Here is a 20,556-nt window from a genome sequence, read left to right as displayed (position 1 = left end):
TACCTTACCTTACAAAAACATTAAGTTATAAATTTTAAATACGAAAAAGCCACCTAGGTTTATACCTAGGTGGCTTTTTTATAGAATTATTTTAAACGAATAGACTTAGCTTCAATATCAATTAAGCCTTGTTTAAATAACCCACCAATGGCTTTTTTGTAGTTTGCTTTACTGGTCGAGAAAACTTTTTTAATTAATTCAGGTTCAGATTTATCGCCTATGGCTAAGATGCCACCTTCATCTTTTAGTTTTTCCATAATTTTTTCGCCAAGTTCACTGACTTTACCCATACCTGGCTTTTCAAGTATAACGTCAATTTTTCCGTCTTCACGCACTTTTTGAATAAACCCTTTGAGCTTTTGACCAACAAATAGGTTTTTAAATACCATGTTGTAAAATACAACACCAAAATGAGACTCTTCAATAAGTACTTTGTAGCCGATATCGGTTTTACCTGCCACAATTAAATCGACTTCTTGCAAGTGGCTATATTGCGGCTCGTCTTTTGATAAAAAGCGATTAAAGTTGGTTGAAGCACAAATTCGCTGACTGGCATTATCTAGGTATAAACGGACTAAATACGAGTAACCTTCTTGCATACGCGGTTTTTGTTCATTAAACGGTGCAAGCACGTCTTTTTCTAAACCCCAATCTAAAAAAGCACCAATGCTGTTTATTTCTTTAACGCGCAGTAGGGCATATTCACCGACTTGTGCGTGTGGTTTTTTAGTTGTTGCTGTTGGCAGGTTTGCGTTATCTAAAAAGGTAAAAACGCTGATGCTATCGCCAGCTTCAAGTTCATGTTTAATCTCGTGTTTAGGTAAAAATACTTCACCTAAGTCATGGCCATCTAAATAGGCACCTTCATTACTGACTTCTTTTACAAATAAGGTTTGGGTAGTTCCAAGGTAACTCATAATTATTCCTGCTCAGGCTTTTTTTTACGACGCATAGGGGTATCACCATCGATGTTAAGTGGTGCTTTAATTGGGGCTACTGGTTTTTTCGGTTTCGCTTTGCGTTTTTGATGTGGTTTTTTATCAGCCACTACCTTTTTAATTGGTTTAACTGGCGTAACCTTTTTCTCTTTGATGCCTTTAAATTTCGCTTTTAAACCATCAACCACCGCAAACGACAATTCGTCATTTAAAAATGACTTTATTGCTAAGTAACTTGCCCAATCTTTAGGACCAACAAATGATAGCGCGTTGCCTTTAAAACCAGCTCGGCCTGTGCGACCAATACGGTGAACGTATTCTTCAGCGTGTTTTGGTAGATCAAAATTAATAACATGGGTCACACTGAGTAAATCTAAACCGCGAGATGCAACATCAGTAGTAATTAATATTTTAAAGTTCTCACGGCTAAACGCATCCATGATGTCAAGGCGCTTACTTTGAGTTAAATCCCCGGCTAGTGCGACAGACTTAAAGCCTTTACTATTTAATGCCTCGCTTAAGCGACTGGTATCAGCACGTGTTGCGGTAAATATAATACATTGCCCTACATTATCTTGATTAAGAAAATGCTCAAGTAGCGCTTCTTTATGATCAAGATGATCAGCTAAATATAATGTTTGTTTAATATCACTATGTTGCTCATTGGCTGCACTGAGCATAATTTGTTTTGGTTTTTTTAATAAATTACGCGAAAGGGCATCAACTTGAGCATGATCTAATGTCGCTGAAAACAATAGGGTCTGGCGTAATCGGTGATCTGCCAGTTCATTAATTAACTTAAGCTGCTCTGTGAAACCTAAATCCAAAATACGGTCAGCTTCATCAAATATAAGTAGCTCTAAGCCACTTAACTGTAAAGAGCGTTGTTTTAAGTGATCGGCTAAACGCCCTGGTGTAGCAACCACAAAATGTGGGTCGTTGCGCAGTGCTTTAATTTGGTCGTTAAAGTTTTCACCACCGAGAATTTTAACTGCCTTAATATTGGTACCGGCAATAAGTAATCGTAGTTGGGTGAACACTTGGGTTGCAAGCTCACGAGTTGGAGCAACAATAAGTACACGAGGATCACGTTTACTGAGTGCTTTTTGTTTCATTACTCGCTGCACAGCAGGTAATAAAAACGCTAAAGTTTTGCCTGACCCAGTTTTTGACTGAGCGAAAATGTCATGTCCAGCGAGTGCCGTTGGCACAGCATGAGCTTGAATATCGGTAGGCTGGGTGATCCCTTGGTGCGCTAATTGTGTTTCTAGGCGAGTATCAATCCCAAGATCAGTAAAGTGCAATGTATATTTCTCCAATATGAGCAAGTCTTGTAAATTTATCCGCGCATTATAGCCCACTGAGCCACTGCGCTAACAGTAAAAAGCGCATTATCATCCATTTTTTTGCATTTAAATAAAAAAAGCGTAAAATACGCGCCCCATATGCGCCGGATTTACGATTCGGTAAACGCCCCTTGCGGGTTTAAAAAGCAAAATAGGAAAACCATGACTGCTATCCATAAAGATAATGTAACCAGCGAACACTTTGTTGTGTGTGCATTATATAAATTTGTTTCTTTACCTAACTTTGAAGCACTTCGCCAACCTTTACTTAATGTAATGGAGCAAAATGACGTGCGAGGTACTTTGTTAATTGCCGCAGAAGGAATTAACGGGACTGTCTCCGCAAAACGTGAAGGCATAGATAACTTACTGGCGTGGTTAGACACCCAGCCTAATTTAGACAATATTGTTACTAAAGAATCATATGATGACGAATGCCCGTTTTACCGCACTAAAGTAAAACTTAAAAAAGAAATCGTAACTATGGGCGTTGAAGGCGTTGACCCATTAAAAGTAGTGGGCAGTTATGTTAAGCCGAATGAATGGAATGCCCTAATTTCTGATCCAGAGGTTATCCTTGTTGATACCCGAAATGATTACGAAATTGAAATTGGTACATTTCAAAACGCAGTCGATCCAAACACGAAGACGTTCCGCGAATTTCCACAGTGGGCCAAAGAAAATCTCGACCCAGAAAAGCATAAAAAAGTAGCTATGTTTTGTACTGGTGGTATTCGCTGCGAAAAATCAACAGCTTATATGAAAGAGCAGGGCTTTGATGAGGTATACCACCTTGAAGGCGGCATATTAAAATACCTAGAAGAAGTACCTAAAGAAGAAACGCTATGGGAAGGCGAGTGTTTTGTATTTGATAACCGTGTAGCGGTAAATCATGACCTACAAAAAGGCTCATATGATCAGTGTCACGCATGTCGAATGCCTATCACAGAAGAAGAAAAGCAAAAGCCTGAATATATGGAAGGGGTGTCGTGTCATCATTGTATTGATGATGTGACCGACGAGCAACGCGCTCGTTTTGCTGAGCGTCAAAAGCAAATAGAATTGGCACAAGCACGCGGTGAAGGTCATATTGGTAACGAAGCTCAAGCTGCTTTACAACAACGTAAAGAAGCAAAAAAAGCGCAAAAAGACGCACAACGAAATAAATAACACCACACGTTTATTTATTCATTAAAAAACCTCAGTAAACACTGAGGTTTTTATTTAAAAGTAATTTATAAATAGCGAGCTTACATAGCTTAGCAGCTTAAAGCTTTGATACTCACTTTGAGCTTAATCAACGAATACAATAACTATTATCTATCGGCGTAAGTGTAATTTTATTAGCTGAGTTAACAAGAACACATTTTGTGTTTTTATCGAGTTTTTTCTTTTGAATAACGGTAAATTCACCTTCATTAACAGCGTATAAGTTATACTGATAAGCCGTATTACCTCCCTCAAATAAGGCGGTAAATAGCCCTCCAACTAAACCGCCCACAATAGCGCCACCGATCATTTCTTCGGTGTTGCCATCAAGGCTATCAACAAAGCCAAAACCCGCTCCAGCAGCTATTCCCGTTCCTACTTCTGAGGAAAGTGTCACTTTTTGCTCTGAGTTAACAGATGCATAATAGCGTTTAATTAATTGATTTTGACTTGTCCGGTCAACCCCTTGTGATGCACAGCCACTAAGCAGTAAAACCATAATGATACTTTTTTTCATAAACTCTCCTTTGTATGTTCACTCTAATGACTAAATCTTAATGTTAAATACGCATAAAATATGTGGTGATTTTGTAGGCTGGTGTAAGAATATGTAGAAAATACCTGGATGTTTAATTTCAGCGCGTTGTTTTGCTAATTTGTCGTACTAAGCTATTTATTGATCATAGAGGTGTTAAACTGCGTAACATAATGGAAATAATAATTAATTAGGGTGTTGCTTTGAAGTCGCAAAATTTCTTAATGGGCATAACGGCCATATTCTTATCGGTTAGTTTGCCAGTAATTAGTGCTACCGTGGTCGTTGAAAATATCGCTATGGAACAAGCACAACAGCAAGTTCAGGCTGTTGGTAACGCTGAAGCTATCCATTCTGTTATTTTATATCCTGCCGTAGGGGATAAAGTAGCAGCGGTTCATTTTAAACCTGGCGATAAGGTTAAAGAAGGTGATATTTTACTTGAGCTAGATTCACGTAGGCAAAAAGCGGCTCTTGAAGAGGCTAAAATAAAATTAGCAGATAGTCAGCGAACTTTAAAACGTTTAAAACAAAGCCAAGCTAAGGGTGCTGTGCCACAAAGTGATGTAGACGATGCAAAAACCATTGTAGAGCTTGCTAAAGTTACTCTCATACAAGCCGAAACTGAATTAGAAGATCGTCAAGTTCGAGCCCCTTTTAGTGGCACTATGGGACTGACTGACGTTGAAGTGGGTGACAGAATAACAACACAAACAATGATTGCCAGCATCGATGATACCCGCCAGTTATACATTAATTTTAACGCGCCTGAATCAGCAATTGCGATGCTCAGAAATAATGCTAGCGTACGCGTGTTCCCATGGCAATCGCAAGCGCCTGTTGAGGCAGAAATAGCCTATTTAGACTCACGTATAGACCCACAAACTCGCACCTTACGAGTCAAAGCAAAGTTAAATAACAAAGATCAACAATTCTTACCGGGTATGAGTTTTCGAGTACATATAAAAGTATTAGGTCAACGCTTTGCCGCTATTCCTGAAGCAGCACTACTGTGGGGCGCAACGGGTCCATATGTGTGGACGAGTGTAGATAACAAAGCTACCCGGGTTGATGTAAAAATAGAGCAACGCTTGGCTGGGCGCTTACTCGTATCAGGGGCATTACAGCCAAACAATACGTTAGTTGTTGAAGGCGTTCAGCGCTTGCGAGCCAATCAAGAATTAAGCTTTTCTGCACCTATCGCTAGTTCGCAGGAGTAGCCATGAAACAGCAACCTATGATGCAAGACTTGCCGTCTATGGCAATTCGCCGCCCTGTACTTATTGTGGTACTTAATCTACTCATTATTATTGCCGGTATCGCCGCAATAGCTGGCGTAGAAGTACGCGAGCTTCCTGATGTAGATAGGCCGCGTATTACGGTATCAGCTTCGTTTCCAGGTGGTTCCCCGGAAACCGTCGATACTGAAGTCACCAGCAAACTTGAAGGGGCTGTTGCCCGTGTGAGTGGAGTTAAATCTATTCGTGCACAAAGTGAAGAAGGCAGCTCACGTATTGTGGTTGAATTTAGACCTGGTGTTAATCTGGATGATGCCGCTAATGAAACACGCGAGTCAGTTTCGCGAGTGCAAAGAGAGCTCCCAGAAGAAGTTGAGCGTGTATCTATCATAAAAGCCGATAACGATGCTGAGGCGGTTGTATCACTCACCGTATCAAGTGAGAGTTTTTCTTTAGAGGCATTAACCGAGCGGGTTGATGTTGATTTAGCGCCACAGTTTTTAACTATTCCCGGTGTTGCTGATGTGCGCTTAAACGGTGATAGAGAGCGAGTGCTTAGAGTACGTATCGATCCGCTTAAGCTCAGCAGCTTCAATTTAACTATTCCCGATGTTGCTGACGTGCTCAGGCAAGCTCCCTTTGATGTGCCAGCAGGAAGTTTAAAATCAAACGATCAGCAAATTATTGTTCGTGCTGATGCTACCTCGGTAACACCAGATCAAGTAGGTGATATTATCATTCGTGGTGATACCCGTATTAGCGATATCGCCGCGGTATATTTTGGCCCAGCCGATCCGCGCTCTATGGTAAGACTTAATGGTAAACCCGTTATTGGTATGGAAATTATCCGCCAAGCACAATCTAACACCATAGAAATATCAGATGAAGTTCTAAAGCTTATAGAGGGAATGCGTGAACGCTTTCCTGAGATGGAATTTACCTTAACATCAGATGATGCACAATTTATTAGAAGTTCAGTGGATGAAGTGATTAACTCATTAGTGCTGACAGTGCTGCTAGTTATCATCACTTTATGGGTGTTTATTGGTTCTTGGCGCGCAACCTTAGTGCCCGCATTTGCCATTCCGGTTGCTTTGATTGGCTCGTTAGCACTGATATGGGCACTGGGTTTTTCCATTAATATTTTAACCTTACTCGCATTGGTACTTGCTACAGGTTTAATCGTTGATGATGCGATTGTAGTGAGTGAAAACATTCAACGCCAACGTGGATTAGGGCTAGGCAGGCGTGCCGCAGCGGTTGTTGGCACCCGTGAAGTATTTTTTGCCGTTATAGCCACCACGGCAGTGTTAGCAGCTGTGTTTGTTCCCATCGCTTTTTTACCCTCTACAGCAGGGCGTTTATTCAGAGAGTTTGGCGGTGTTCTTGCCGGTGCTGTGATCATATCAAGCTTTGTTGCGTTATCGTTAGTGCCGGCACTTACCTCTAAGCTAAAGCTTAAGCAAGGCGGTTTTCATCCATTTGCTAAGCTTGGTAACGTACTTGCTAATTTATATACCAAAACAATTCATAAAGTACTCGATCATGCGTGGCTTACCTTTATTGCTTGTTTATTAGTGGCTGGTGGTTCAGGTGCGTTGTATATGAGCTTAGATAACGAGCTATTACCAACAGAAGATCGCGGTAAAATTAGAATATTTGCTCGTGGGCCAGATGGTGTAGGCTTGAACTTTATGGACAGGCAAGCCATTAAAATGGAAGACACTTTGCTGCCTTTCGTCGAAAGCGGTGAAATAGAGTCTATTTACACGGTTGTTGGTCAGTGGGATCCTAATATTGTCTTCATTACTGTGCCTTTAAAGCACTGGGATGAACGTAATTTTAGTCAACAAGAAATCATCAATAAAATCCGTCAGCCTTTAATGAATATTCCTGGAGCACCCGCATACGCAGGAGGCGCTAATAGTTTAAATTTACGTGGCCAAGGTGGCGGTATTGAAGTTGCTTTACTGGGCCAAGATTATCTTGAAATATTTAAGGCTGCCCAGCAGTTTTCAGCAGATCTTGAAAAAGCAGTACCTGAAGTTGCACCGGTTCGCGTATCGTATCAACCATCGCAACCACAACTTCGCGTTAATATAGACAGACGACGCGCAGAAGAACTCGGTGTATCGTTAAGCGATATTGCCATTACTTTAAGAGCTGCTATTAATGGCGACGATATAGCTGATTTAAACATCGGCGATCAATCAATACCTATTATGTTACAGGCTCAAAATCAAACCATTAACGACCCAAGTGATTTAGCAAATTTATATGTAAGCGCCCGCGATAATCAATTAGTACCACTCAGTAGTGTGGCAAATATTACAGAAGAGGGCGTTGCTGCGGAGCTTGAGCGCCATGCTCAGCGACGTGCCATAGAATTAAGCATGGAATTACCCGAAGGTTTAACTATTGCCACACTGGTAGAGCAAATAAAACAAGTGTCTGAGCAATCATTACCAGCAGGTATTACTTTAGCGTTCAAAGGCGAGGCACTCACTTTTGAAGAAACTTCAAATGAAGTGCTAATGACTTACGTGTTAGCCTTTTTAATTGTGTTTTTAGTTTTGGCGGCACAATTTGAAAATGTTAATAGCGCCATTGTAGTAATGATCACCGTCCCTTTTGGTATTACATCCGCAATTTTAGCGCTATATTTAACCGGTACATCACTTAATATTTATTCGCAAATTGGTCTGGTAATGTTAATTGGTTTAATCGCCAAAAATGCGATTTTATTGGTTGAGTTTGCTGATCAATTAAGAGATCAGGGTTTAGCTGTACGTAAAGCGGTGGAGCAAGCAGCGCTGGTACGCTTACGTCCTATAACTATGACTTTGATCTCTACTTTATTGGGCGCATTACCGTTGATTATGTCTACAGGTGCTGGCGCTGAGGCGCGTAACGCGATTGGCTGGGTGGTGTTTGGTGGCTTAGCCTTAGCTGTATTGTTTACGCTTTATTTAACACCGGTGATTTATTTAGGACTTGCACGTTTTACCAGCCCTCGTGGTGATGAGTCAAAACAATTAGCGCAGGAGTTAGAGCAAGTAGATAATTAATCGCTAACTATTTACTTAAATTGGCTATTTTTCTTTGAAAAAATAGCCAATTAGGCTCACAATTCAACTAGATTCACGCCACAAGGATTCCCTATGCAGGCCGAGCAAGTTGAAATAGCCCAGTTTTTAGTTGAACACCCCCCATTTGATACGCTTCCTACAGAGGCACTGAATGAATTAGCAATGCAAATAGAGGTTGCTTACTTTCGTGCCGAAACTGATATTCTACATTTAGGGCAAGATATTAGTGACTTGTATATTATTCGCAGTGGCTCTGTTGAGATTTCACGTCGTAATGGCGAGCTCTATAACCGTTTAGCTACAGGCGGTATTTTTGGCCAAATGGGCTTATTAATGAACCGCAAAGTGCGGTTTCCGGCTCGTGCGCTTGAAGATACCTTAACGTATTGTATTAACGTTAATATTTTTAACGAATACTGTGATAAATACGAAACCTTTGCTGACTTTTTCGAAGTGGATGGCAATGTACGCTTGCACCAAGCGATAGTAGAGCAAGCCGACAGCAATGACTTAACCACCGCCAAAGTTAAATCATTACTTCATCGTGATGTAGTCACGGTTACAACGCAAACTCCCATACAAGACGTCGCGTTTTTAATGACACAAGAATCGGTCTCTTCAGTACTTGTCACTGACATAGAAAAACAAATAAGCGATGACCCAGAAGAGGATGACGGACAAGTTGTCGGGATCATCACAGATAGAGATATCCGAACTAAAGTTGTTGCCCAAGGGTTGACGTTTGATACGCCTGCGCAAGAGGTTATGACCTCAAGTTTAGTCTTGCTCGATAGTAATGCCTATGTATTTGAAGCCGTTTTAGCGATGCTCAGAGATAACTTACATCACTTGCCTGTGGTACATAAAAAACGCCCAATAGGGGTAATATCGCTATCCGATATTCTACGTTATGAGTCACAAAGTAGCTTATTGTTAGTACGGGGTATTTTAGCGCAGCAATCAGTGGAAGATTTAGTTCATTATGCCCGCCAACTCCCTAACGTGTTTGTACGTATGGTAAACGAAGATGCTAATTCGCATATGATAGGAACGGCTATGGCAGTAATAGGGCGTACCTTTAAACAACGCTTATTAGCGCTAGCTGAAGAAAAGTTTGGCAAGCCGCCCATTCCTTATTGTTTTATTGCGCTGGGCTCAATGGCGCGGGATGAGCAGTTAATTGTAACCGATCAAGATAATGCACTGATTTTAGATAATAGCTTCGATGAGGCATTGCACGATGAGTATTTTCAAAACTTATCAGACTTTGTGTGTGATGGTTTAGCTAAGTGTGGCTATACCTATTGTGATGGTGAAATTATGGCCTCGTTTAAAAAATGGCGTATGACCCGCGAACAATGGCAAGAAAAATTTGCTAGCTGGATGGCCGAGCCCAAACCGCAAGCACTGCTCAATAGCTCGATATTTTTTGACTTAGATGGCGTTTGGGGCAAGCTAAAATGGGCAGATGAGCTTAAAACGCTGGTGGCAAAAGAAAGCAAAGTAAATAAACGCTTTTTAGCTAACCTTGCTGCTAATGCTCGCAATCGAACGCCACCATTGGGATTTTTTAACGGCTTTGTACTTGAGCACAATGGCCAACATAAGCGCTCAATGAACTTAAAACGTCGTGGTACAGCGCCGCTATCTGATGTGGTGCGCGTTCATGCATTAGCGGTCGGTTCACGTAAACAAAATTCGTTTGAGCGATTAGAAGATATTATCGAGGCTAACTTATTACCTAAAGGCAAGGCACAAGATTTGCGTGATGCATTTGAATATATTGCCACTGTACGTATTCGCCATCAGGCATGGCAGATAGAGCAGGGGGAAGCGCCCGATAATGATTTAGACCCGCATTTACTCTCACCATTTGAGCAAAGTAATTTAAAAGAAGCTTTTGCGATTTTAGAAAAAGCGCAAAGCTTTTTAAAGTTTAGTTATTCTGCTCATTCAGGTGTGAAATAAGCTATGGCTAAATCACCGTTAGATTGGCCCCATCGTTACGAACAGCTCTTGCAAAGTACGCAAAACGCATTGCTTAAAGACTTTTACCAGCAGGCATTTACCAATCAGACTGCTCCACTTAAAGACGTACCTTTTGTGGCGCTAGATTTTGAAACAACTGGTCTGGACGCTAATACCGATGACATCGTTAGTGTGGGGTTAGTGCCTTTCAATGTTAATCGTATTTACTGTAAAAAGAGCCGTCATTGGGTAGTACAACCACGACGAGATTTGAGTGAAGAGTCGATTGTTATCCATGGTATTACCCACTCAGAAGTGGATGAAGCTCCCGACCTCAATCGAATTTTAGCCCCACTTCTTGATGCACTTAAAGGGAAAGTGGTGGTGGTGCATTATGCCGCCATTGAGCGCCACTTTTTTTATAATGCGCTGCTCACACGTATAAAAGAAGGGATTGAATTTGCTCTTGTCGACACTATGGAAATTGAAAGGCGAGCGCTTAGAGCGCGTCAAGGGCTTCTAGGTAGGCTATTTAATACAAAACTAGGTTCATTACGGTTAAGTGATACAAGGGAGCGTTATTCTTTGCCATTGTATCAAAACCATAATGCACTGACTGACGCTTTAGCCACCGCAGAATTACTGCAAGCTCAGCTGAGTTATCATTATCGGTTAGATACGCCACTAAGTGAAATTTGGCTTTAGCGAAACGTTATAAAATATTATAGGAAAAATAGAGTAAAAAAAACGCCGCAATTAGCGGCGTTTTTTAATGTAGGGTGTTATTTAACTGGGCGAGGCTCAGTTCGTAAACCTAAAATTAAGCTTACACACATTAATAGTAAAACAATGGTAAACGGTAGACCGGTTGAAATAGCCCCAGCTTGTAGTGCTTCAATCGCTTGAGTACCACCAATCCAAAGTAATGCAGCAGCAATTGCGCCCTCAACAGTAGCCCAAAAAATACGCTGTGGTACCGGTGCATCAATTTTGCCACCTGCTGTGATTGAATCAATTACAAGTGACCCTGAATCAGAAGAGGTAATAAAGAATACCAGTACTAATACAATAGCAATGAAAGAAAGCACACTCGCCATTGGCATTTCATCAAGCATTTGGAACATCGCCATAGGGACACTTGTTAGACCGTCAGTCCCAAGAGCACCAATACCATTAACTACTTGGTCAATTGCGATGCCACCATAGATAGACATCCACAGGATAGTAACCGCTGTTGGAATAAGTAATACCGCGGTTAAAAATTCACGGATTGTACGACCACGCGAAACACGCGCAATAAACATACCTACAAACGGTGACCATGAAATCCACCAAGCCCAGTAGAATACTGTCCAACCATGCATCCATGTTTCATCTTCACGGCCATGTGGGTTACTCAATGGAATAATGTTCTCTACATACCCCATTACCGTGTTAGGGATATTACCCATAGAGACCGCAAAACCAACTAAACATACAAATACTAGTAGTACTAAAGCAATGAGCATATTGACGTTACTAAGTAATTTAACGCCGCCATCAATGCCTCTAATAACAGAGACGACTGCTAGTAATGTAACACCTGTAATAACCAGAATTTGTGAACCTACGCCACCTTCAAAACCAAATACATGATTAATACCGGCAGAGGCTTGTTGTGCACCTAGCCCAAGTGACGTTGCTAAACCAAATAAGGTTGCTAATACAGCTAAAATATCAATTATGTGACCAGGCCACCCCCACGCTTTATCACCTAAAATTGGGTAAAAAATCGAACGAATAGAAAGCGGTAAGCCTTTATTGTAAGTAAAAAATGCTAACGAAAGCGCAACTACAGCATAAATTGCCCAAGGGTGAAGACCCCAATGGAACATAGTTGCACCCATTGCCATTTTCGCGGCTTCTGGTGTGTTAGCTGTTACATTGAGCGGCGTTTCATACCAACCAGTGTAGTATGCAACTGGTTCAGCAACCCCCCAGAACATTAAGCCAATACCCATACCTGCAGCAAATAACATTGCCAGCCAAGAAATACGAGAATGCGATGGTTTAGCATCGTCACCGCCTAAGCGGATATTGCCATATGGTGAAAAAATTAAAACTAAACAAAAAATAACAAAGAAGTTGGCAGCCCACATAAATAAGCCGTCAAAATTATTAATAATATCGGTTTTGATACCATTTAGTGTTGTTTTAGCTACTTCGGCATCTGACACTAGTACGGCGATTAAAAAAAGTGCTATTAACCCTGCACTGATCCCGAATACAGGGTTATGTATATCAAATCCCCACTTTTGTACGTTGTCTTGACCTACGGTGTAGTCCGTATTATCAATACTGTACTTGTCATGATTCTCGCTCATGCAATACCTCATTGGTTAATGAAACAGGTTGGCTTAATGCCAGTTTTTTATAGTTCACTGTATTCGTCTTATTAGATTTATAACTAAAGCTAATAACACGAATAGTTAGAAGACTAACTAATTTAATTGCCCATCATACCTTTACTAATAGGGGAGTTAAATATTAAATGCAAAAGAATTAACACTTTGGCAAAACTTTAAGCTGCTTTTGTCTTTTTATTGTACATATCTGGCAGCTGAACAAATGATAACTAATGTGTCAGCTAATTATTTTATAGTCGTATATAGCATTGAATGCAAAGCTAAGTGAATGAATATTCGGCCTAATCAGACAAGTAAATAACTAAAAAAACGCTATTGAATACGTAAAAAACTAAGTCAGCGTTTTAAAATCACTATTCATTTATTAAATGATTTATTAATGACATTTTAACTATGTTTTTATGATTTGGGATAATGAGTTAGATAGATATTGTTCATGAGGTTAATGAAAAAGCGAGATTGAAATAGTTTTTATAAAAAGCGACTAAATCTTACTGTTTAAACTAAATTGGTCAAAGGTTTATCTCACCTTTGAGATTTAATTTACAAAAATGGCAAAGAAACGCTGCGCTTGTAGAGAAGTGACAAACAACAGTGATTAAACATAAATGATTAAATTGAATGGCTTAGCTTTTTCATTCACTTCTCTTAGTGCCATAAAATTTCAAGAAATTATTCACTAAAACAGCGAAGAAAAGCTGCAGTTTTTAAGCTGCAGCGTAGATAGGGGGGTAACTATTTTTTATATGCTTCATTGTGAACGCCTGTGGCGCGTCCAGATGGATCCGCATTGTTTTGAAATGATGCATCCCACGCCAGTGCTTCGGGGGTTGAACATGCTACTGATTTACCATGTGGTACACAGTTAGCAGAAGCATCGCCCGGGAAGTGCGATTCAAAAATACGACGGTAAAAATACGCTTCTTTTGAATCTGGCGTGTTAATTGGGTATTTAAATTTAGCATTCGCAAGTTCTTGATCCGTTACTTGCTCATTCACATACTCTTTTAAAGTATCAATCCAGCTGTAGCCAACACCATCAGAGAATTGTTCTTTTTGACGCCATAGCACGTCATCTGGAAGGTAGCCGTCAAACCCAGCACGTAAAATATGCTTTTCAATTTTTTCGTCTTTACACATTTTAGCTTCTGGGTTGATGCGCATTGCCACATCAACAAATTCTTTATCTAAAAATGGCACGCGTGCTTCAACACCCCAAGCAGCCATTGATTTATTAGCACGTAAACAATCAAACATATGCAGTTTTGATACTTTACGGTTTAGCTCTTCATGAAACTCTTGTGCATTGGGTGCTTTATGAAAATATAAATAACCACCAAATAATTCATCGGCACCTTCACCTGAAAGTACCATTTTAATGCCCATAGCTTTAATTTGGCGTGCCATTAAGTACATAGGGGTTGATGCACGAATAGTGGTTACATCGTAGGTTTCAATGTGATAAATCACTTCTTTAAGAGCATCAATACCTTGTTGAATAGTAAAAATAATAGGGTGGTGAATAGTACCTATCATATCAGCCACTTTTTGCGCTGCTGCTAAATCGGGAGAGCCCTCTAAACCCACTGAAAACGAGTGCAGTTTAGGCCACCAAGCGTCACTTTCGTCGTTGTCTTCAATACGTTTTGCAGCAAAATGTTGAGTTATAGCTGAAATAACCGACGAATCTAACCCACCTGATAGTAATACACCGTAAGGTACGTCACACATAAGCTGGCGTTTTACCGCGGCTTCTAGAGCATCTTTTACATCTTCTGCCTTGGCATCGTTGTTTTTAACTGCGTCGTAGCTTTGCCAATCACGTTGGTAGTACGGTGTTAATTTACCGTCTTTGCTGTAAAGGAAATGCCCCGGTGGGAACTCCTCAATATGTTTACAAATAGGTGAAAGCGCTTTTAGCTCTGATGCTACATAAAAGTTGCCATGCTCGTCGTGGCCTGTATACAGCGGAATAATACCAATGTGGTCGCGACCAATTAGATAAGCATCTTGCTCTTCATCATATAAACAAAAGGCAAAAATACCATTTAAGTCATCTAAAAATGCAGGCCCTTTTTGTTTATACAGGGCTAAAATAATTTCACAATCTGACTGGGTTTGAAAATCAAACTCGACTTCTAAATTAGCCGCAAGCTCTTTGTGGTTATAAATTTCGCCATTTACCGCTAAAATATGCGTTTTTTCTGGGTTGTATAATGGTTGCGCACCGCTTGATACGCCGACTATTGCTAAGCGTTCGTGCACTAAAATTGCTTTGTCTGATGAATACACCCCTGACCAATCAGGCCCGCGGTGGCGAAGCAGTTTGGACATTTCGATTGCCTGAGCGCGTAACTGGCTGGGATCCGATTTAATATCGAGTACGCCGAATATTGAACACATAATTTTTCCTCATTCCTATTAAGTGCCTACGATAGCGAGTTTGCTAAAGACTAACCTTGTTTTATCAGAAATAAATACCTAAGTCACATGGCTTTTTTAAAATAATAAGAATAATTTATGCACCAAATAGATTGGCGTTGCACCAATGTGGTGATATTGGCAAGGAGATTAAAATGCAATGTACAATTTTTAATTTAAAATTACGTTAAAGTTAAATTAAATTGCAACAATTAGTTTGCCTTGCACCAAGAAAGTGCAAAGCGAAAAATAAATAAATAGCGGTTGAGTTACTCAGTGAGTGAGCGTGAGTGCACTATTAATTAATCCCAGTAGCGGCTTAAACTCAGCTTAAGTTGTGCTAGGTGAGCATCGAGCTTATTTTTTGCAGCATTTGCTCGCTCAAGTGATACAAATTCAAAGGTGATTGGGTCGGCAGTTCTAAATTGTGCAAACTGATGTAAGTCGGCTTCTATTACATGCGCTATTAAAGGATAACCCCCCGTTGTTTGCCCGTCATTTAATAACACTATAGGATTGCCATCAGGTGGAAGCTGTATGCTCCCAGGTGCGACTGCTACGGAGGGCAGTGAAAGAGAGTGTTGCATAACAGCCGTATTTTTATGATCTAGGCGTACGCCCATACGATTACTATTTGGATTAATAGTAAATGCGGTATCACAAAAAGCATTAATGCACTCGGGTGTTAGTAGCTCATAATGAGGACCAACATGTAAACGGATAATATTACGTTTAGGTGGGGTAAGGGCGCCCTTATTACATAACCAAGGTTTAGTATAAGGGCTTATGGCTAGCACATCACCGCTTTGCAGTGCACGGCCATTAAAGCCGCCAATGGCTGCCCCTAAATCGGTAGATTTAGAACCCATAACCTCTGGGCATTCAATACCGCCTTTTACCGCGATGTAGGCTCGTGAACCACCACGGCCAGTTGCAAATTTAAGTGTTTGCATTGCTTTTATTGGGTAACTCCAGCCTGGATAAAGCGGGTGTCCATCAAGGGTTGCTTTGAGGTCGGCTCCATGAAGGGCAATAACGGTATCACACTGAAATTGCAGTTCGCATAAACCCACGGTTAATTCCAGCACGGCAGCGTTGTCGGTGTTATTTAATAAACGGTTTGCAATGATGTGCGCACAGGTATCAAGGCTGCCTGAGCGGCTTACCCCTAAATGTCGAAAACCCACACGGCCTAAATCTTGAATTGTTAGTTGAATACCGCTCTTGATTACTTTAATCATTGCTTACTCCTTTTACAGGCACAAACTCTATGGTATCGCCAGGTTTAAATAAGCAAGGATTAGCCGCTTTAGAATCAAATAAGCAGGCATCAGTGTGAGCAATAATATGCCAACCACCTGGCGAATCTTCAGGGTAGATACCTGTTTGGTCTGCTCCAATGGCAATAGCGCCTTTAGGTACACTCACTCGCGGGTTATCGCGCCTTGGGGTAAATAACCGTGAGTTGAGCCCATGTAAATAAGGGAAACCGGGAACAAAGCCTAAAAATAGAACGTGATATAACTCTTTACTATGTAAGTTAATCACTTCATCAATTGTGAGTTGATGATAGTTAGCTACGTAATCTAAATCTTCACCTTGGTAGTAGGTATTAATTTGGTGGTGCTGGCTATCAAACGGATAATCATCTACTTCCTCCCATAACTTAGCTAAGGTGTTGTACCATTTATTAAGCATTTCTGAGGACTTTAAATACAAAGTTAACGAATTCATAGCTGGTACCAAATCGATAAATTCATTGCTGTTTTTACAGTGTTGGGCGAGTGCCCAAAGCTTTTTTTGGGTCGCAAGTATGTGTGGTTCGCTGTAGTGAGAAACATCAAAAAGCAGGCTAGAGTTCGTTAAAATTTTTATACTAGGAATCATGCTCATATCGATAACTCATTAATATTAATTACATTTAAGCTATCACAGTCGCTGTACTATTACGATATTAATAGACAAGCTCGGATCGAATAAACTCTCTCATCCGTAAAGTTTTGTTGTGTGTGAAATTTATTGTTGAGTTCACAGGTCAGCTTTAGGGTCTGTTGACCTTTGCGGATTAAAATTGTTCAAACTAGGGGCGGTTTAATCGCGGCGCGAGGTTTGTAACCTAGTGGGCTAAGTAAAAACCGAGCAAAGCTTCCGCGTCCTGCTCACGCCCCTTACCTACATCCATGTAGGCAACAAAGGGTAAATCGCTCCTAGGCAGAACCCTTCGGGCACCGCCTGTTTGGCATTGATGCTGCGTTATCGCCTATTTATGGGGAATAACCACACCACATAGGCTCTGCCTTGCCTAAACACCAAACAGACTGCTGCAAATTTAACCTTGGAAGGTCAACAGACCCTAGAGTAACTAAAACTAAGAGGTAATCGTATGTTTAAGGAGTTAATATTAGCTACATTTGCTATGTTGGGATTACTAAGTACGATGAGCGCTATCTCGTCAGATGAGGTAACTAAATCCAGTGAGTTAGATGCCACTATGCATGTAGAAAAGCTAGTGCTTGGCTCGGGCTGTTTTTGGGGGGCAGAAAAACGTTACGAAGCACTAAATGGGGTACTCGATGCAGAGTCGGGCTATGCCGATGGGCATGGGTTTAAACCAACCTACAGGAATATAACTAAGCTATCGCGTCGTTTCGATGAAGATAACTACGCTGAAGTGGTGCAGGTTACATTTAATAGCAATATTATTTCGGCAAAAGAGCTGCTGAAAAATTATTACGAAAGCCACGATCCGACTCAAAAAAATCGCCAAGGTAATGATGTAGGCACACAATATCGCTCTATTATTTTAACTACAAGTGACGAGCAAGCAAACACCGCGCTTGCGGTAACACAGCAGTATCAGCAGTTACTCACCAAAGCAGGTTATGGAACAATTGCTACACAAATTAAGCCACTTGAGCGCTTTTATTCTGCTGAAGAATATCATCAAAATTATCTTGAAAAAAATCCAAACGGTTATTGCCCAGACCATTCAACCGGTGTTGTTTTTAGTCAAGACGAAAAGCAGCAGGTTGATAACACTGCATTGTTGACTGGCAAACAAATTGTTATTTTAGACTCTCGCGATTACTGCCCTTACTGTGAAAAGTTTAAAGCGGTGGTAGCCAATGACTACAAAGGCACAATACCAATGACATTTCGCCATGCTGATCAGCTTAGCGGCTTAACTATCAAAAGTGCAACTTGGGCTACACCCACCATACTATTTTTAGAAGATGGAGTAGAAGTGTATTCTCGCCAAGGTTATATGGATGCCGAGCTGTTTTATAAAGCGCTAGGTGCATTTAAACTCGGTGACAGTGAAGCTTATAAAGTAGCGTTTAACGCTAAAACCGACAGCCCATATTGCAAAGAATACGCTATTTTTAAAAACACCCCCGATGGCATTTTTATCGATAAACTTAGTGGTGAACCCTTGTTTGATACCCGCGACAGATTTAATTCGGGTACTGGCTGGTTGTCGTTTACACACCCTGTAAAAGACAGCGTAACGCAGCATGAAGATAACAGTTGGGGAATGCAACGTATTGAGCTTAAATCTAAAAGTACCGGGATTCATTTAGGGCATTTATTCCCGGGTGAAGGGCCAAATGGTCAAGATAGATATTGTATTAATGCCACTGTATTAGAATTTGTTGCTCGCGATGAAATAAACAGATCAGATGATGTTTAAGCTAATTAGCAAATAGGCAAATTTTAAGCAAAAAAAAGCAGCGATACTTAAAAAAGGTCGCTGCATTTCAATTGACAACATCTTCACACACAATAAAGATTCGGGGGGTTGTATTAGTAAAAACTAATGCTGAATTATTGTTGCTGATGTGAATGTAAATAAAAACAACTCAAGCTCAGTCACCACCGGACTTGAGTTGCTTTTTACACTGACAACATCTTCACACACAATAAAGATTCTTATATTTATTGGCGGGTGTAAGCGTAAAATAAAAACAACCCAAGCTAAGTCACCACCGAACTTGAGCTGTTTTTTACACTGACAACATCTTCACACACAATAAAGATTCTTTTGTACTAGCTTGTTGTTACAAACTAATTAAATTTGGTTTCAGTAACGCGTTTTATTATTTTTGGTCGTTGCTGATTTGTTGAGTTAACTTTAGAGCTTTTACTCAATTTCGACAAGCGATAAAAACAAAACTAATAAGTGAAAAAATCTAATCTATAAACTTAGTTAATTGAAGGTTGTGCAAGTTATTGATAATGCTGTTTATATTTTATTTTTTAGGTTTGCGTGTGACACGAAAAAATATTTTAAAAAGGTCGTAAATAATTAAACGCCCATAAAAGGGCGTTTAATTAATAGTCATTTTGTTTGTCTGAAGGTGTTAATTACCCATTTTGCAAACAAATCGAGCGGGTGGTTTGCCGTACTAGAGCCATGTTGTACCAAGTAGTATTTATCTTTGGTGGTAAGGGGTTGTTCAAATAGTTTATAAAGCCATTGCTCATCCAGCCAGCTTTGGCTAATTGGCAGAGGAATAAGTGCAATGCCCATTCCTTGTTGCGCCGCCCTTGCTACACCAAACATACTATCTATTTGAATAATTTGTGTTGGTGAAAAGTCATCAATCCCAACTTTTTCTGCCCACTGATGCCAAGCCCAAGGCCTTGCTTTATGCACAATAAGGGGTACTTGGTTAAGTGCCTGACAATGATCGTTTTGCCATTGTTCAAGCAGTTTTTTATTACACGCTGGAATATATTCTAAATTAAATAACTCGGTAGCCAGTCCATCAAGTGGTTTACTTGAAGATAAAATTATTGATAAATCACTCTGGCGGGTTAATTCCTTTCGAGTTTTAAGGGTATCCATGTGTAAATTAATGTTAGGGTGCTCGCTGGTCCATTCACTGAGCTTAGGCATTAACAATTCACTGGCAAAAAATTCGGGCAGGGTAATGGTTAAGTTTACATTTTGTTGTAACTGACTAAATTCATTAATGGTACTCTCTAGCATATTTATAATTGGATAAATTGCTTCAAAAAAGTTTTTACCTGCAGGCGTTAAACTAATAGATCGAGTTTGTCTTTGAAATAAATCAATGCCTAGCTGCTCTTCTAGCTGTTTAATTTGGTGGCTTACAGCCGAGGGCGTTAAGTAAAGCTCTTTAGCAGCATGTTTAAAACTTAAGCTTTTTGCGGCAAAACAAAAAGAGCGAAGGCCGCGAATAGGTGTTTGCATGGTATCCAGTATAAAGTTATTTCAATCGCCTAGTAATAGGCAATAATTAAACCAAAAATAAAAACTAACTATATCAGCAATTTATTTATTTTATTAGGTCGAATTCACCTAAGTGGTGCGTTAAATTGTCACTATAGTGCAAAAACTAAAATATAGACAAAAAAAATCCCTCTTACGAGGGATTTTGGG

At 40.3% G+C, this 20,556-nt stretch carries 14 protein-coding genes; 6 read left to right on the top strand and 8 right to left on the bottom strand.

Translation table 11 applies throughout. The features are described 5' to 3' along the window. Positions 1–86: 86 nt before the first annotated feature. Positions 87–917 (bottom strand): S1-like domain-containing RNA-binding protein, encoded by an 831-nt coding sequence (locus QL989_RS16780; protein ID WP_010389931.1) that lies wholly within the window; start codon positions 915–917, stop codon positions 87–89. Between the two features lie 2 nt (positions 918–919). Then, positions 920–2,242, bottom strand: coding sequence for a DEAD/DEAH box helicase (locus QL989_RS16775; RefSeq protein WP_290171305.1), 1,323 nt, complete (start codon positions 2,240–2,242; stop codon positions 920–922). Positions 2,243–2,446: 204 nt separating this feature from the next. Between QL989_RS16775 and QL989_RS16770 the strand changes: the two genes are divergently transcribed. After that, positions 2,447–3,454, top strand: a complete 1,008-nt coding sequence (locus QL989_RS16770) for a rhodanese-related sulfurtransferase (protein WP_290171304.1) — start codon at positions 2,447–2,449, stop codon at positions 3,452–3,454. A gap of 127 nt (positions 3,455–3,581) precedes the next feature. Here QL989_RS16770 and QL989_RS16765 read toward each other — a convergent pair whose 3' ends face one another. Then, on the bottom strand, positions 3,582–4,010 hold the full coding sequence (locus QL989_RS16765; RefSeq protein WP_138608476.1) for a hypothetical protein: 429 nt from the start codon (positions 4,008–4,010) through the stop codon (positions 3,582–3,584). 242 nt (positions 4,011–4,252) lie between these two features. Here QL989_RS16765 and QL989_RS16760 point away from each other — a divergent pair, with 242 nt between their 5' ends. From QL989_RS16760 to QL989_RS16745, 4 genes are all read left to right on the top strand, one after another. Beyond that, positions 4,253–5,248, top strand: a complete 996-nt coding sequence (locus tag QL989_RS16760; RefSeq protein ID WP_290171306.1) for an efflux RND transporter periplasmic adaptor subunit — start codon at positions 4,253–4,255, stop codon at positions 5,246–5,248. A 2-nt stretch (positions 5,249–5,250) separates the two neighbouring features. After that, the gene (locus tag QL989_RS16755; protein WP_290171302.1) at positions 5,251–8,334 is read left to right on the top strand and encodes an efflux RND transporter permease subunit; all 3,084 of its coding nucleotides are present in this window, start codon (positions 5,251–5,253) and stop codon (positions 8,332–8,334) included. Positions 8,335–8,427: 93 nt separating this feature from the next. Then, a complete protein-coding gene (locus tag QL989_RS16750) occupies positions 8,428–10,323 on the top strand; it encodes a DUF294 nucleotidyltransferase-like domain-containing protein (RefSeq protein WP_290171301.1) in 1,896 nt (631 codons plus the stop codon). Between the two features lie 3 nt (positions 10,324–10,326). Then, positions 10,327–11,028 (top strand): 3'-5' exonuclease, encoded by a 702-nt coding sequence (locus tag QL989_RS16745; RefSeq protein ID WP_290171299.1) that lies wholly within the window; start codon positions 10,327–10,329, stop codon positions 11,026–11,028. 77 nt (positions 11,029–11,105) lie between these two features. On the opposite strand, the gene QL989_RS16740 is transcribed toward QL989_RS16745, so the two are convergent. The 4 genes from QL989_RS16740 to pxpB form a co-directional block, all read right to left on the bottom strand. Further along, positions 11,106–12,686 carry a BCCT family transporter gene (locus tag QL989_RS16740; RefSeq protein ID WP_010389940.1) on the bottom strand — a complete coding sequence of 527 codons (1,581 nt, stop codon included), beginning with the start codon at positions 12,684–12,686 and terminating at the stop codon, positions 11,106–11,108. Positions 12,687–13,463: 777 nt separating this feature from the next. Further along, positions 13,464–15,131 (bottom strand): asparagine synthase B, encoded by a 1,668-nt coding sequence (gene asnB, locus QL989_RS16735; RefSeq protein ID WP_290171298.1) that lies wholly within the window; start codon positions 15,129–15,131, stop codon positions 13,464–13,466. 320 nt (positions 15,132–15,451) lie between these two features. Then, on the bottom strand, positions 15,452–16,390 hold the full coding sequence (locus QL989_RS16730; protein WP_290171296.1) for a biotin-dependent carboxyltransferase family protein: 939 nt from the start codon (positions 16,388–16,390) through the stop codon (positions 15,452–15,454). Beyond that, positions 16,383–17,042: a 5-oxoprolinase subunit PxpB gene (pxpB, locus tag QL989_RS16725; protein ID WP_138569624.1), complete on the bottom strand. Its 660-nt coding sequence runs from the start codon at positions 17,040–17,042 to the stop codon at positions 16,383–16,385. Before pxpB ends, QL989_RS16730 begins: the two co-directional genes overlap by 8 nt. 490 nt (positions 17,043–17,532) lie before the next feature. On the opposite strand from pxpB, the gene msrA reads away from it, so the two are divergent. Next, the gene (gene msrA / locus QL989_RS16720; RefSeq protein ID WP_290171293.1) at positions 17,533–18,840 is read left to right on the top strand and encodes a peptide-methionine (S)-S-oxide reductase MsrA; all 1,308 of its coding nucleotides are present in this window, start codon (positions 17,533–17,535) and stop codon (positions 18,838–18,840) included. A gap of 648 nt (positions 18,841–19,488) precedes the next feature. Here msrA and QL989_RS16715 read toward each other — a convergent pair. After that, positions 19,489–20,367 carry a LysR family transcriptional regulator gene (locus QL989_RS16715; RefSeq protein WP_010389946.1) on the bottom strand — a complete coding sequence of 293 codons (879 nt, stop codon included), beginning with the start codon at positions 20,365–20,367 and terminating at the stop codon, positions 19,489–19,491. Between the last annotated feature and the right edge of the window lie 189 nt (positions 20,368–20,556).

The sequence above is a fragment of the Pseudoalteromonas sp. APC 3224 genome (genome assembly GCF_030407535.1).
GTDB lineage: Bacteria > Pseudomonadota > Gammaproteobacteria > Enterobacterales > Alteromonadaceae > Pseudoalteromonas.
This window is presented reverse-complemented; position numbering and strand designations above follow the sequence as displayed.